The sequence below is a fragment of the Rathayibacter sp. PhB127 genome, from assembly GCF_003751665.1.
In the GTDB taxonomy this organism is placed as follows: domain Bacteria; phylum Actinomycetota; class Actinomycetes; order Actinomycetales; family Microbacteriaceae; genus Rathayibacter; species Rathayibacter festucae.
Window position 1 is genome coordinate 54,663 of record NZ_RKHW01000002.1, and the last position, 14,080, is coordinate 68,742.

A 14,080-nucleotide genomic window follows, 5' to 3' on the forward strand; every position below is an offset into this window, starting at 1 on the left:
GACGGGGCGCTGCCGGGCCGGCCTGTGCTGCCGGCCGACCCGTGGGGGCGCCGCTCAGGCGGAGGCGCGGTCGAGCTGGGCGATCTCGCTCCGGGTGATCGGCAGCGTCGCCGCGCCGAAGATCGACGCCAGCTCCTCGGCGCCGCGGGCGCGCACGATCACGGCCGAGACCTCCTGGTGCGCGAGCACCCAGGCGAGCGCGGCGGTGCCGGGGTTGCTGCCGTGCGCCTCCGCGACCTCGTCGAGCGCCGCGAGCACCTTGTTGCCGTGCCGGCCGACGTAGTCGAGCGCGGCCTCGAACATGACCGACTCCGGCTCGTCGGAGCGGTGGCGCAGCCGGCCCGTCAGGTAGCCGCTCGCGAGCGGCAGGCGGGCGAGGGTGCCGAGACCCTGGCGGAGCACCTCGGGGGCGACGTCCGCCTCGTAGTGCTTGCGCTCCATCAGGTTGTACTCCGCGATCACCGCGGTGAAGGCGGGCAGGCCCAGGTCGCGAGCCGCCGCCTCCGCCTCGGCGAGGGCGGCGCCGCTGAAGTGCGCCGCGCCGAGGGCGCCGACCGAGCCGTTCTCGATGAACGGGGCGACGGCGGCGAGGCTCTCGGCGATCGGGACCTCCGGGTCCTCGCTGTCGAAGGAGAGCAGGTCGATCCGGGTGCCGAGCCGCTCGAGGCAGCCCTCGATCGCGACCCGCACGTCCTCGGCCGCGAGGCCCGGGGCGTCGGGGTGGCGGCCGACCTTGGTGGCGACGAGCAGCTCGTCGCGCCGAGTGGACTGCTCGAGCCAGCGGCCGATCATGTACTCGCTGCGCCCGGTGGCGTAGTGGTCGGCGGTCGAGATCAGCGTCCCGCCGAGCTCGGCGAAGGCGTCGAGGACCTCGGTGGTCTCGTCGATGCTCGCGGCCCAGCCGAAGACGGAGCCGTCGAGGGCGACCGGGTGCACGGGCAGACCGGTGGCTCCGAGGAGGCGGGGCGGAAGGGGCGTCTCCGGCGCGAGGGCCGGGGGCGTCGAGTCGGTCACGGGGTCCTCCGGTCGGGGCGGTGCGACGGCACGGTCCCGCCACCGTACCCCACGGACGACAGGCGGCCGGCCCCCGAGGTGCGGTCGCACCCCGGGAACGACGGACGCCCGCCCCGCACGAGTGGGACGGCCATCACCCGGGAAACGACGGACGCCCGCCCCACCGGAGTGGGACGGGCGTCGTCGTGCGGGAGGGATCAGCTCTCGGCGGGGACCTCGACGGGCGCCTCGGCGTCCTCGGCCACGACGGGCGCGAGGGACAGCTTGCCGCGGTCGTCGATCTTGGTGATCGAGACGAGCAGCTTCTGGCCGACTCCGAGGACGTCCTCGACGTTCTCGACGCGCTTGCCACCGGCGAGCTTGCGGACCTCGCTGATGTGCAGCAGGCCGTCCTTGCCGGGCAGGAGCGAGACGAACGCACCGAAGGTCGCGATCTTGACGACGGTTCCGAGGAACTGCTCGCCGACCTCGGGGTTGGTCGGGTTCGCGATGGCGTTGACCTGGGCGCGAGCGGCCTCGGCCGACGGTCCGTCGACGGCGCCGATGTAGACGGTGCCGTCCTCCTCGATGGAGATGTCGGCGCCGGTCTCGTCCTGGATCGCGTTGATCGTCTTGCCCTTGGGGCCGATCAGCTCGCCGATCTTGTCGACGGGGATCTGGACCGAGATCACGCGGGGCGCGGTCGGGGCCATCTCGTCGGGCTGGTCGATGGCCGCCGTGAGCACCGCGAGGATCGTGGTGCGGGCGTCCTTGGCCTGCTTGAGCGCGGCGTCGAGGACCGACGACGGGATGCCGTCGAGCTTCGTGTCGAGCTGGATGGCCGTGACGTACTCGGAGGTGCCGGCGACCTTGAAGTCCATGTCGCCGAGCGCGTCCTCGGCGCCCAGGATGTCGGTCAGCGCCGCGTAGCGGGTGTGACCGTCGACCACGTCGGAGACGAGGCCCATCGCGATGCCCGCGACCGGGGCGCGCAGCGGCACACCGGCGTTGAGGAGCGACAGGGTCGACGCGCAGACGGAGCCCATCGAGGTGGAGCCGTTGGAGCTGAGCGCCTCGGACACCTGGCGGATCGCGTAGGGGAACTCCTCGCGGCTCGGCAGCACCGGCACGAGGGCGCGCTCGGCGAGGAAGCCGTGCCCGATCTCGCGACGCTTCGGCGACCCGACGCGGCCGGTCTCACCGGTCGAGTAGGGCGGGAAGTTGTAGTGGTGCAGGTAGCGCTTCTTCGTGACGGGCGACAGCGAGTCGATCTGCTGCTCCATCTTGAGCATGTTCAGCGTGGTGACGCCCAGGATCTGGGTCTCGCCGCGCTGGAAGATCGCCGAGCCGTGGACGCGCGGGATGACCTGCACCTCGGCGTCGAGCGGACGGATGTCGGCCAGGCCGCGGCCGTCGATGCGGACGCCGTCGCGGAGGATGCGGCCGCGGACGACCACCTTCGTGACGGACTTGTACGCGGCGCCGACCTGCGCGTAGGCCTCGGCGGAGAGGCGGCCGGAGGCGATGCGCTCGGCGATCTGCTCCTTGACCTTCGCCTTGAGGGCGTCGTCGGCGTCCTGACGCTCGACCTTGTCGGCGATCTGGTAGACGCGGACGAGCTCGTCGTAGCTGAGCTCGGCGACGTTGTCGTAGGTCTCCTGCGCGTAGGGCAGGAAGACCGGGTAGTCCTTGACCGGCTTCGCGGTCTCGGCGGCCAGCTTCGACTGCGCCTCGACGAGCGCGCGGAGGAAGGGCTTGGCGGCCTCGAGGCCCTGGGCGACGACGGCCTCGTCGGGCTTGGTGGCGCCCGCCTTGATGAGGTTCCACGAGACGTCGGTGGCCTCGGCCTCGACCATCATGATGGCGACGTCCGAGGAGCCGTCCTCGTTGGTGACGACGCGGCCCGCGACGGTGAGGTCGAAGACGGCGTTCTCGAGCTGCGAGGCCTTGGGGAAGGCGACCCACTGGTCGTTGCCGGAGCCGTCGGACATGAGCGCGAGGCGCACACCGGCGACCGGGCCCGAGAAGGGCAGGCCGGAGATCTGGGTCGAGGCGCTCGCGGCGTTGATCGCGAGGGCGTCGTAGAACTCGTCCGGGGCGATGCTGAGGACCGTGATGACGATCTGGACCTCGTTGCGCAGGCCCTCGACGAACGAGGGGCGCAGCGGCCGGTCGATCAGACGGCAGACCAGGATCGCCTCGGTGGAGGGGCGGCCCTCGCGGCGGAAGAACGAGCCGGGGATCTTGCCGGCGGCGTAGGAGCGCTCCTCGACGTCGACGGTCAGCGGGAAGAAGTCGAAGTTGTCCTTCGGGTTCTTCGACGCCGAGGTGGCGGAGAGGAGCATGGTGTCCTCGTCGAGGTACGCGGCGACCGCGCCCTGAGCCTGCTGCGCGAGGCGGCCGGTCTCGAAGCGGACGGTGCGGGTGCCGTACGAGCCGTTGTCGAGAACGGCTTCGGCGAATGTGATTTCAGGACCTTCCAAGAGGTCTGTCTCCTTAACGTCTGCAGCGGCACCCCTCTGGGCGCCGGCGTTCGTCGGAGCGGCATGACGGTCAGGAATCGCACGCGATCCCACGGCAGGGCTTCGCGCCGTGCCGTCGTGTGGAGGGCGTTCGTGCTGGCCACCAGTAGAAGGGCTCCGGGTCTGCCCGACATCGTCCACTGCGCTGCAGCAGCGCGTGATGTCGCGAACCGGGACTCCACCACCGAGGACCAGCTTCCTGCCGGCCTGCTCCGTGGTTCGAACCCGACGGCGACCGGCGGTCGCTTCCGGATTCGGAACCGGTTCATGCTATCAGTGCGGGCCCCGATCGACCAGGAACCGCGGATCCGCCGCGCGGCTCCGGCCCGGGAGCACCGCCGCACGGCTACCAGATCGTGCCGGCGCCGACGGTGATCGCCGCGAGCATCAGCGCCCCGAGGACGAGTCCGACCACCGCGCGGGTGACGCCCGCGCCCCGGCGCGCGCCGCCCTTGACGAGGCCGACGACTCCGAAGACGACGGCGAGCACGTCGAGCGGGCCGCCGAGCAGCAGGCCGATGAACAGCGGGATCGGCGTGAGGAGCAGCCCGAGGATCCCGAGGACGAGAGACGCGGTCGCGGCCGCGTTGCCGACGGCGGGTGCCGCGGGCGCGAGCGGTGCGAGGTGGCCGGTCCAGGCCCGGCCGTCCCAGTAGCGCTGCGTGCCGGGCATGCCCGGGTCCGGATACCAGCCGGGCGGCGGACCGGCGGGGGCGGGGCTGCCCCAGAACTCCGCCGGGGACGACGATCCCTGCGGCCCCCGGTCGTCAGCCACGGGTCTCGTGCATCAGCAGCTGGACCCGCAGGCCGCCCTTGCCCTTCACGATCCGGGCGGGGATCCGCGGCTGCTTGCCCGCCTCGGTGAGCCGGGCGAGCGCGGCCTCGACGACGTTCTCGAGCCCGCGGGGGACGTAGCCGACGAGGTCGGTCGGCCGGTGGTTCGCGAAGAGCCGGACCGGCATCGGGGCGTCGGTGCGCTCCTCCTCGATCGTGCGGCGCGGGATGACCGCCGTGATCTCCTCCTCGCCGAGGGCGTGCACGCGGGCCAGCTCGTCCTGGTGCGGCAGGGAGTCGGCGATGCCGAGGAGGGTGTCGCCGCGCTTGGACTTGGGCCGCAGCTCGTAGTCGTAGTCGTCGAGCTTGCCCGAGCCGCGGTCGCCGGCGGGCAGGGGGTCGGAGTCGGAGCGGCCGAACGAGAAGAGCTTCATGCCTCCATCATGGAGCGCCGGGACCGCCTCTGTCGCGGGCCGCGCCCGCCTCCCGCGGCGGGCGTCCTCAGACGGCCGAGCGCAGCATCCGCGCGATCGCCACCAGTACGAGCGCGAGCACGATCGCCACGAAGCCGACCAGCACCGGGACCGCGGGGAGGACGGCGAGCGCCGCGCCGATCAGGAGGACCGGGACCGCGAGACCGACGTAGGAGGCGAGGAACATCCCGGCGAGGACCTCGCCGCGGGTCTCGTCCGAGGCGAGCGAGCCGGCGACCCCGAGCGCCAGGCGGAAGATCAGGCCGACGCCGGCCCCGGCGATCACGCCGCCGCCGATGAAGGCGGGCAGCACCACGGCGACCGCGCCCCAGGCGACGAGCACGAGCCCGACGGTGAGGGCCGCGGCGGAGAGGAGCAGCGCGCGGCGGACGGGCAGCCGCGCGGCGGTCAGCTGGGCGACGGCGCCGGCCGCGAAGACGCCGAACGAGACGACGCCCGCCAGCAGGTGCGAGGTCTCGCCGAAGCGGCCGGCCAGGAAGGTCGGCGCGAGCGAGGTGAAGAGGCCGAAGACGGCGAAGCCGGCGAACGCGCCGACGGCGGCCGAGAGGAAGGTGCCGCGCGAGGCCGCGGGCACGGCGAGCCGCTGCGGCCGGTAGGCGGGCAGCTCCTCGCGGCGCTCGACGGTCTCGGGGACGAGGGCGACCGCGATGCCGAGCACGACGAGCAGCACCAGGAAGACCTCGTAGGGCACGACGAGGGGGCGGTCGACGGTCACCGCGAGAACGCCGCCGATCAGCGGGCCGAGGGCGAGGCCGCCGACGTTGACGAGGGTCGAGACGGCGCGCGAGGCACCGGGTCCCTCCTCCGGCCGGGCGATCGCGCGGAGCTCGGAGAGGTGGGCGGTCGCGGTCGCGGTGAGCGCGCCGACGCCGATGCCGGTCAGCAGACGGGCGACGATCAGACCCGGCACGTCCGGCCAGAGCAGGAAGACGATGCTCGCCAGCACCTCGACGAGGATCGCGGCGAGCACGATGCGGCGCCGGCCGAGCCAGTCGCTGACGTGACCGGCGAGGAAGAGGCTGGCCACCACTCCGACGGCGTAGGCCGCGAAGATCACCGTCACGACGAAGGCGGGGAAGCCGTCGCGCTGCTGGTAGATCGCGTAGAGCGGAGTCGGCACCGTCGAGAAGGCCATCACGGAGAGGAAGGCGACCGCGATCACCCAGAAGGCGAGGTGGTGCCCGAGCTCGGGGCGGCGTGAGGCGGAGGAGGCGGTGCGGGCGGTCGTGCGCTCGGCGGGGGTTCCGGTGGTCGGCATGCGCCCAGACTGCTCCTCCCGATCGTCCACGTCCAACGGAGGATCGTGGACGCATTGATCGACGATCCTGCATGATTCACGGATGGACGATCGTCAGCTCGCCGCCTTCGTCGCTGTCGCGGAGGAGCTCAGCTTCACCCGCGCGGCGGCGCGTCTCTACGTGGTGCAGTCCACGCTGTCGGCGACGATCCGCGCGCTCGAGCAGGACCTGGGGGCGCCGCTGTTCACCCGCTCCACGCGGCGCGTGGCGCTGACGGCCGTCGGCGAAGCACTGCTGCCCTCGGCCCGCGCGGCGATCGACAGCGTCGACCGGATGCGCTCGCTCGCGGCGGAGGACGCGGCGGGGCTCCGCGGCCGGGTCCGGGTCGGCACCTTCTCGGCGCTCGACATCCTCGACCTGCCGGGTGTCCTCGGCGCGTTCCGGCGCCGGCATCCGCTGGTGGACCTGCTCCTGCGCACCTCGCCGAGCGGATCGACCGGGCTGGCGGAGGACCTGCGCCGTGGCCGTCTCGATGTGGCGCTGCTCGCGCTGCCGGTCGCCGAGCTGGACGATCTCGCCGTGACGACCGTCGTCCGCGACCGCTACGTGCTGCTGGTCGACAGCGCGGACCCGCTGGCGGGGCTGGTGCGGCCCTCCCCCGCGGACCTGGAGGGCGCGGCGTTCATCGACACCCCGTCCGGCTTCGGCAACCGCGTCAGCGTGGACCGGGTCTTCCGCGCGGCGGGAGCGACGCGACGGGTCGCGACCGAGGTCGCCGACCTGCCCGCGATCCCGCTCTTCGTGCAGGCCGGTCTGGGACCCGCGGTGGTCCCCCGATCGGGCATCGCGCCGCTGGAGGGGGTGACCGCGATCGAGCTCGACTGGCCCGGACTGGTCTGGGAGGTCTCGGTCTGCAGTGCGCAGCGTCCCTCCGCGGCCGTGCAGGCCCTCACCGCGCTGCTGGCGGAGCGGACCGGAGCGGTCTGACGCCTCGGCCGGTCCGGCCCGGCGGGCGCTCAGCCCTCGAGAAGGGGCCCGCGGACGATCGAGTCGCCCGAGTGCTGCGGGTCGCCGTCGTCGGGCTCCTCGGAGATGTCGACGAGCGAGTACTCGGCGAGGTCGAGGTCGGCGGGGATCGTGAAGCGGCCGTCCGTGCCGTCCAGCACCCCGAGCCCCACCAGTCCGGTGGCGTCGGCGGCGATCAGCCAGACCTCGCGGTAGGAGTCGGCCGCGCCGGCCGCGTCGAGGTGCACGACCAGCTGCCGCTCGCCGTCGGCGTCCTCGAGCTCGGCGCTGCCGCTCGCCCCCTGCCAATCGGGGAAGGCCGCGAGGTCGGCGCGCGCGACGACGACCGCGTCGGTGCTCCGCGAGGCCTGCAGCCAGAAGCCGCCGACGACGCCGATCGCCAGGGCCGCGAGGGCGGCGAGCGCCGCGGGGAGCAGTCGACGAGCGCGCGGTCGGCGATGCGAGGGCGTGTGGCGACCCACCGGGAGCGCGGTGACCGGGGCGATCGGCGCATCCGCGGTCCCCAGCGCGAGCTCGCCGCGGATCCGATCCCAGACCTCCGCCGGCGGCGCCTCGAGGGTCAGCGAGCGGCTCTGCCGGCCGAGACCGGCGGCGTGGCCGAGCTCGACCAGCTGCTGGGCGCACTCGGGGCACGCCTCGAGGTGGGCGGCGGCGTCGGCGGAGGAGTCCTCGCCGAGGGCGAGGAGGGCGAGCTCGTCGGGATCGAGATGCGTCATGGGCTGCTCACCTCCAATCGGGAGCGGAGTCTGTCGAGACTGCGGCGGATGTGGCTCTTGACGGTGCCGAGCGGAAGCCCGGTCCGCTCGGCGATCTCGGTGTGGGTCAGGTCGTCGTAGAAGGCGAGGCTCATCACCCGCCGCGGGACCGGGTCGAGGCGGGCGAGCTCGTCGGCCACCAGGACCCGCTCCTCGAGGTCGACCGCCGGCTCGCCCTCGTCCACGGGGGCGACCGCGACCAGCGCGGCGGTGAGCCGACGCTCCCGCGAGCGGTTCTCGTGGGCGTCCGCGATGCGCTTGCGCGAGATCCCGACCAGCCAGGCGCCGAGCGCCGCGCGGCCGGGGTCGAAGCTGCCGCGCCCCGTCCAGGCGGAGACGAAGACGCGCTGGACCACGTCCTCGGCGTCGCCGCGGTCGCCGAGCGAGCGCAGAGCGAGGGTGAAGACGAGCGGGGACCAGCGGGAGTAGGCCTCGGCGAGCGCCGACTCCTCCCCCGCGGCGAACCGGAGGCCGAGGCGCTGGACGAGGGCGCGCTCGTCGGCGGCCTCGTCGTCGGGCTCGCGGGTCTGGGCGTCGCTCAGGGGGGTCCTCCTGGACTGGGGGCGGTGCCGAGGCGGAGGGCTCGGCAGCGCTGCGGCGATGCTCATGCTACGGCTCGCTCACGGCGGGAGCACGGAAGCGGCCGGCGGGGGTCATCGTCGGGCGGTCAGGGCGAGGGGGTCGCGGTGACGACCACGTTGCTGAGGTAGTGGCGGGTGTCGTAGTCGAAGTCGCCGCCGCAGGTGATCAGGACCAGGCGGGCGGCGCCGCCCTGGACGAAGACGCTCGAGAGGTCGACCGTGGTCTTCTCCGTGGTCTCGACGGTGTCCACCGTGTAGACGCGCTGGACGCCGTCCTCGCCCGTCAGGCCGATGCGCTGGCCGGGCTGCGCCTTCTTCAGCTCGGCGAACGGGCCGAGCCCGTAGGTGAGGGAGTCGACGTGGGCGGCGATCACGGTCGTCCCCTCGGCGGCGTCGAGGCCGCGGCCGTAGCGGTACCAGCCGGCCACGTCGGTGTCGGGGACCAGCTCCATCGTGCCGTCATCGGCGACGCCGACCGGCTGGACGGGCATGTCGATCGGCAGGCCGTCGACGACCAGGCGCGTCGGCGCGAGCACCACCGGCGCGGGTGTCGCACCGAGGCGGGCGTCGGCGACCGGGACGTCCGGCACCGCGGCGGCGGACGGACCGGGCGTGCTGGAGGGGATCGCGGCCGGCGTCGACGTCGGGAGCGGCGCACTCGCGTCAGGGGCGGGCACGACCCCGACCGCCTGTGCAGAGCAGCCGCCGAGGCCGAGGCCGACCGCGATCGCGCCGACCACGAGGAGAGCGCGCGGCCGGGTGGGGATCCTGCTCATCACGTCCTCCTCTCGTCGTGGTCGGCGGCCGGCCCGGGTGCGGGGGCACACCGGGCCGGCGGTCTTCGGTGCCGGTCGGGGACCGGCGGTCGTTCCCGTCGGTCAGCGACCGGCGACGGCCTTGCGGCGGCCGACCAGCGCGGCGCCGATCAGCGCGAGCGAGGCGAGCGCGGCAGCGCCCCACCAGCCGGCGGCGGCGTCGGTGCGGTTGTCGGCGGCGAGGCCGGCCTCACCGGCGGGGACACCGGACGGCGACGAGTGCAGACCGCCGATGGTCTGCGTCGCGAGGGCGAGGTTGCCCTTCTCCAGGCTGCCCCAGGCGTAGACGATCGTGTTGACGCCCTCCTGGACCTGGACGTCCGCCGGGCCGATGACCGGAGTGGTGGTCCCGGTCGCGGCGACCACGGTCGAGATCGTGGCCGGAGCGAGGTTGAGGATGCCCTCGTTCGGGTTGGTCACGTTCGTCAGCACCGGCGAGCCGCCCGCGAGGATGTCCACGGCGGGCGCCGCGGCGATGTGGCGGACCGTGAGGCGTCCCTCCCCGGCCGCAGTGGCCGAAATGTCGTTCGGGAACAGCGTGGCGGTGGGGGTGTTGTCGGGCTTGAGGTGCGCGGCGACGGTGTAGCTCTTGCCTGCCTCGAGCGCGAGGTCGACCGGGCCGATGACCGGGGCGCTCGCGTCGGCGGCGTCCGCGGCGGTGATCGCGACGGTGTAGGTGCCGGTGGGCAGGTCGAGCGGGCCGGCCAGCGAGCCCGGCGTGAAGTCGTCGAGCGTCAGTGCTCCGTTGACGTACACGTCGACCGGGGTGTCGGGGACCGCGTGCAGCACGTAGAGGTCGGCCGAGTCGGCGTCGGCCGCGCTCGCGGGAGCGGCGGCGAGTCCGGCGACGGCGAGGGTGCCGAGGCAGGCTCCGGCGAGCAGGCGGTGGGTGAGGCGGGAGGTGGTCACGGTGTTCCTCTTTCACGATGGGACCCGCGGACGGGTCGGTGGGTTCTCGAGAAGGGCCTTCACCACTACTTCCGGCCGAGTGGCCTCCGCGGATGCACCGGACCGGAGAATTCTCGAAGGAATTCCCGACCCTCCCAGCTCGGTCGCACTCAGGGCCTGGTCAGGTGGCTGTTCCGGGTCTAGCCTCCGAGCAGAGGGAGTCCCGCATGGTCCGTCGAGACACGGTGGCGTCCGCGCTCGATCGGGTGCGGCGGGGTCGAGTGCGGCCGGGCGGCCGTCCCGGGACCACTGTCCGCGGCGACTCCCCCGGCCGGCTCCTCGGCGCAGGCGCGGCCTCCGTCGTCGCGATCGCGGTGCTCGCTCTCGCACTCGACGCGCTCGCTCCCCTCGCCGCCCTGCCCTCCTCGGCGGGAGCGGCCTCGGGACCGTGCGACGAGCCTCGCGAGCTGCTCGCCTCCTCCTCGGTGCTCGACCGCGAGGGCGAGGCGCTGGCCGGGCACCTGCTCGCCTGCGTCGACGACGACCATCGGAGTCTGACGATCCACAACGGCACCCCCGTGGTGTGGGTGCTGAGCGATCCGTCGGTGCGCGGAGTCGTCGGCCAGGACGAACCCCGCCGGGACGCCGGCGTCACCGGCCTGCTGAGCTCCTACTCCGCGCGGATCGGGCGCGGACTGGTGCTCGCCCCGGGAGCGTCCGCCGCGATCTCGGCAGGACCGGGCCGGCTCGCGCCGCGGCCGGACGAGGAGACGACGCGGCTCTTCCTCGCACTGACCGCGATCGTCGGCGCGCAGGACCAGGTGCGCGCCTCCGAGCCGCCGCGGGCGCCACGGAGCGTCGTGCGGACGGCGGCGCTGACCTGCGCGCTCGCGCTCGTGCGGGACGGTGCCGCCCCCGGGGCCCACTCGATCACCCGGGCAGCCGGCGAGCCCGCCTGCGCCGACGCCTGGCAGCGGGCGCAGGCGAAGGCACTCGACGACCGGTGGAGTCTCCCCGGTCTCGCCGAGGCCCTGGCGCTGCCCGGACGGCCGGAGGAGGACGCGGCGCTCGCGCGGTCATCGTCCGATTGGTTCGCGGCGTCGGCCGGCTTCTCCTGGGGCGTCGTGGACCGCCCGGAGCGGCTGGACTGAGCGGAGCCCCTCGGTGCTCCGACCCCGGGAACGCGGAAAGGGCCGCCCTCCCGGAGGAGAGCGGCCCGTTCTGAAGAAGATCGCGGTGTCATCGAGACCCCGCGCTCGACCCTGTGAGGGGAGGAGCGGAGGGGACTATCGACGCAGGCCGAGACGCTCGATCAGCGAGCGGTAGCGGCTGATGTCCACGTCCGACAGGTAGCCGAGGAGTCGACGGCGCTGACCCACCAGCAGCAGCAGACCACGACGCGAGTGGTGGTCGTGCTTGTGCTCCTTGAGGTGCTCGGTGAGGTCCTTGATCCGCTTGGTCAGGACGGCCACCTGCACCTCGGGGGATCCGGTGTCACCGGGGTGGGTCGCGTACTCTTCGATGATCGCCTTCTTGACGTCTGCTTCGAGTGCCATGGATGGGATCCCCTCTCTCTCGTTGCGCGGTGCCCGGCGCCTGATGCGTGGGCTCTCTTGATCCGCGGCCGTTGGACGGCAACCTGAGGAGCTTACCAGAGCGCAGGGGCCGGTGGTCGAGCGGATCGGGAGCCGGCCGCCGGGGACCGGTGGGTCAGGTGCCGACGGCCCGGTTCCAGAGCTCGACGAGCCACGGCGAGACGAGCAGCTCCCAGAAGAGGACGACGAGCACGTTCAGCACGACGCCGATCCAGCCGGCGACCGCCGGACGGCCCTCGCGGCGCCGCGCACGGATCGAGGAGACGCCCAGCAGCACGCCGGCGAGCAGGAGCGCGTGGATGATCGCCGTGTAGAGGACGCCGACGAGCAGGTCGCTGACGGCCTGGTCGCCCGGGTAGGCGCCGAGGGAGATGATCGCGTACCAGACGAAGAACGCGATCGGGACGACGACGATCGCGAGGAGGATCGAGGCCGTCGCGGTCCCGTAGCGACGACGGAGCGCGGCGAAGCGGCCCCCCGAGGACGCGGCGCTCGGGCTCGCGGTGCGGGTCCGGGTGCGCGGAGCGGGGGCGGCGGCGCGGCGCGCGGGGGCGGTGCCGGCGACGCGCGACGCGGTGGTGCGCGGGCGTCGGGGCGCGCCGTCGGATGACGTGCTCATGCTCCCCACCCTACGGGCTCCGTCCTGACGGCCCCGTGCGGCCGATCGCCGCGCAGCACCACCGCGCAGCACCACCGCGCAGCACCACCGACGTCGCCTCCGCACGGCCCCTGCGGGCAGGCACGAGAATGGAGCGGGTGAGCCAGCCCCCCTCCGCGCCGCGGCGCAGCCACGTCGTCGACCTCTCCCCGCTCCGCGAGTCCCCCGCCTTCGCCCGACTCTGGGCGGGCAACGTGATCTCCGGCATCGGCGGGCAGATGACGATCGTCGCCGTCGGCCTGCACATCTACGAGCTGACCGGATCGACGCTCGCCGTCGCGATGGTCGGCGTGGTGGCGCTGGTGCCGACCGTGATCGCCGGGCTGTACGGCGGGATGCTCGCGGACGCCTTCGACCGGCGGCTGGTGCTCCTGCTCTCCGCGATCGTCGCCTGGGGCTCGACCGCGGCGATCGCGGCGCTCGCCTGGTTCGGGGCGGAGACTCCGCTGACGCTCTACGCGCTGACGGCGGTCAACGCGGTGGCGACGACCATCATCGGCGCGACCCGGATGACCGTGGCGCCGCGGCTGCTCCGGCTCGAGCTGGTGCCGGCCGCGGCGGCCCTCGGCGGGATCGCCGGCGGAGTCGAAGTGACGGTGGGGCCGGCTCTCGCGGGCGTGCTGGTCGCCTCCTCCGGCTTCGCGGTGACCTACACGATCGACGTGGTGCTCTTCCTCGCGGCGTTCCTCGGCATCGCCGGGCTGCCCGCGCTGGTGCCGGAGGGCGAGCGGCAGCGGCCGGGGCTGGAATCGCTGCGCTACGGGCTGCGGTTCCTCCGCGGGGCGCCGAACATCCGGCTGTCCTTCCTCGTCGACATCGTGGCGATGACGTTCGGGCAGCCGCGGGTCGTCTTCCCGGCGGCGGCCGCGCTGCTGCTCGGCGGCGGGGCGGTGACCGTCGGCTTCCTCACCGCGGCGTACGCGGTCGGGGCGCTGCTGAGCAGCGTCTTCTCGGGGCGGCTGACCGGGGTGCGGAGCCAGGGGCTCGCGATCGGCCGGTCGATCCAGGCCTACGGAGCGCTGATCGTCGGCTTCGGCGCGGTGCTGCTGGTGGCGGAGCTGACGGCGCACGACGCCTCGGAGCCGAACCTCGGCCTGATCGCGGCGGCCTCGGTCGCGCTCGCGGGAGCCGGTGCGGCCGACAACGTCAGCTCGATCTTCCGGCAGACGATGCTGCAGACCGCGGTGCCCGACAACATGCGCGGGCGGCTGCAGGGCGTCTTCATCGTGGTGGTGACGGGCGGCCCGCGGGTCGGCGACCTCTACACGGGGCTCCTCGCCTCGCTCGCGCTGCTGTGGCTGCCGCCGCTGGCCGGTGGCCTCGCGATCGTCCTGATCCTGGCGGCGGTGCTGCGGCTCAGCCCGGGGTTCCGGCGCTACGACGCGCTGCACCCGGTGGCCTGAGGCCCGGGGCGACCGCGCCGCACCCCGCTGGACGGGCGTGCGACGCGGTCGAGGGGCTACTCGCCCGCGTAGGCGCCTGCGGCGTTGCCGTCGGTGAGGTCGTCGGAGACCTCGCCGCTGTCGTCGTCGCGTCCCTCGACGCGGACGGGGCGGTAGACGTGGAAGCCGTCGATCTCGCCGTCGAGCTCCCAGACGACCTCGACCTCCTCGCCGTCGATGTCGGCGACGCGGGTGAGGGAGCGCTGCGGGGAGCCGTCGATGAGTTCGAGGCGGATGCTCTCCTGCTCCGCGCCGCTGTCGAGCATGGCCGTGTACGTGGTGGTGTCCATTCCTCGACG

General features: G+C 73.8%; 15 protein-coding genes. 3 read left to right on the plus strand and 12 right to left on the minus strand.

Features of this window, described 5'->3' with window-relative positions; genetic code table 11:
* Positions 1 to 54: 54 nt before the first annotated feature.
* The 5 genes from EDF22_RS10795 to EDF22_RS10815 all read right to left on the minus strand — a co-directional run bounded on the left by EDF22_RS10795 (position 55) and on the right by EDF22_RS10815 (position 6,041).
* Positions 55 to 1,014, minus strand: coding sequence for an aldo/keto reductase (locus EDF22_RS10795; protein ID WP_185020530.1), 960 nt, complete (start codon positions 1,012 to 1,014; stop codon positions 55 to 57).
* Between the two features lie 197 nt (positions 1,015 to 1,211).
* Entirely contained in the window at positions 1,212 to 3,476 is a 2,265-nt protein-coding gene (locus EDF22_RS10800) for a polyribonucleotide nucleotidyltransferase (protein ID WP_123704979.1), read from the minus strand.
* Between the two features lie 385 nt (positions 3,477 to 3,861).
* A complete protein-coding gene (locus tag EDF22_RS10805; RefSeq protein ID WP_208323114.1) occupies positions 3,862 to 4,290 on the minus strand; it encodes a DUF2510 domain-containing protein in 429 nt (142 codons plus the stop codon).
* Entirely contained in the window at positions 4,283 to 4,723 is a 441-nt protein-coding gene (locus EDF22_RS10810; RefSeq protein ID WP_123447888.1) for a hypothetical protein, read from the minus strand. The genes EDF22_RS10805 and EDF22_RS10810 overlap by 8 nt, the downstream gene beginning before the upstream one ends.
* Positions 4,724 to 4,790: 67 nt before the next feature.
* The gene (locus tag EDF22_RS10815) at positions 4,791 to 6,041 is read right to left on the minus strand and encodes an MFS transporter (protein WP_123704980.1); all 1,251 of its coding nucleotides are present in this window, start codon (positions 6,039 to 6,041) and stop codon (positions 4,791 to 4,793) included.
* An 82-nt stretch (positions 6,042 to 6,123) separates the two neighbouring features.
* Here EDF22_RS10815 and EDF22_RS10820 point away from each other — a divergent pair, with 82 nt between their 5' ends.
* Positions 6,124 to 7,008, plus strand: a complete 885-nt coding sequence (locus EDF22_RS10820; protein ID WP_123704981.1) for a LysR family transcriptional regulator — start codon at positions 6,124 to 6,126, stop codon at positions 7,006 to 7,008.
* A gap of 29 nt (positions 7,009 to 7,037) precedes the next feature.
* Here EDF22_RS10820 and EDF22_RS10825 read toward each other — a convergent pair whose 3' ends face one another.
* From EDF22_RS10825 to EDF22_RS10840, 4 genes are all read right to left on the minus strand, one after another.
* A complete protein-coding gene (locus tag EDF22_RS10825) occupies positions 7,038 to 7,763 on the minus strand; it encodes an anti-sigma factor (RefSeq protein ID WP_123704982.1) in 726 nt (241 codons plus the stop codon).
* Entirely contained in the window at positions 7,760 to 8,410 is a 651-nt protein-coding gene (locus EDF22_RS10830) for an RNA polymerase sigma factor (protein WP_123704983.1), read from the minus strand. The genes EDF22_RS10825 and EDF22_RS10830 overlap by 4 nt, the downstream gene beginning before the upstream one ends.
* Before the next feature lie 59 nt (positions 8,411 to 8,469).
* The gene (locus EDF22_RS21285) at positions 8,470 to 9,159 is read right to left on the minus strand and encodes a class F sortase (RefSeq protein ID WP_123704984.1); all 690 of its coding nucleotides are present in this window, start codon (positions 9,157 to 9,159) and stop codon (positions 8,470 to 8,472) included.
* 102 nt (positions 9,160 to 9,261) lie between these two features.
* Positions 9,262 to 10,107 carry a DUF4397 domain-containing protein gene (locus tag EDF22_RS10840; RefSeq protein ID WP_123704985.1) on the minus strand — a complete coding sequence of 282 codons (846 nt, stop codon included), beginning with the start codon at positions 10,105 to 10,107 and terminating at the stop codon, positions 9,262 to 9,264.
* A 206-nt stretch (positions 10,108 to 10,313) separates the two neighbouring features.
* On the opposite strand from EDF22_RS10840, the gene EDF22_RS10845 reads away from it, so the two are divergent.
* Positions 10,314 to 11,237: a hypothetical protein gene (locus EDF22_RS10845; protein WP_148059176.1), complete on the plus strand. Its 924-nt coding sequence runs from the start codon at positions 10,314 to 10,316 to the stop codon at positions 11,235 to 11,237.
* A 135-nt stretch (positions 11,238 to 11,372) separates the two neighbouring features.
* Here EDF22_RS10845 and rpsO read toward each other — a convergent pair whose 3' ends face one another.
* Both rpsO and EDF22_RS20805 read right to left on the minus strand, forming a co-directional pair.
* Entirely contained in the window at positions 11,373 to 11,642 is a 270-nt protein-coding gene (gene rpsO / locus EDF22_RS10850; RefSeq protein WP_123447896.1) for a 30S ribosomal protein S15, read from the minus strand.
* A gap of 154 nt (positions 11,643 to 11,796) precedes the next feature.
* Complete coding sequence (locus tag EDF22_RS20805) at positions 11,797 to 12,300, minus strand: hypothetical protein (RefSeq protein WP_185020531.1); 504 nt, start codon at positions 12,298 to 12,300, stop codon at positions 11,797 to 11,799.
* A 128-nt stretch (positions 12,301 to 12,428) separates the two neighbouring features.
* Between EDF22_RS20805 and EDF22_RS10860 the strand changes: the two genes are divergently transcribed.
* The gene (locus EDF22_RS10860; RefSeq protein WP_123447898.1) at positions 12,429 to 13,742 is read left to right on the plus strand and encodes an MFS transporter; all 1,314 of its coding nucleotides are present in this window, start codon (positions 12,429 to 12,431) and stop codon (positions 13,740 to 13,742) included.
* Between the two features lie 56 nt (positions 13,743 to 13,798).
* Here the strand turns inward: EDF22_RS10860 and EDF22_RS10865 are convergent, their stop codons facing one another.
* Complete coding sequence (locus EDF22_RS10865; RefSeq protein ID WP_123704987.1) at positions 13,799 to 14,071, minus strand: hypothetical protein; 273 nt, start codon at positions 14,069 to 14,071, stop codon at positions 13,799 to 13,801.
* Positions 14,072 to 14,080 lie beyond the last annotated feature (9 nt).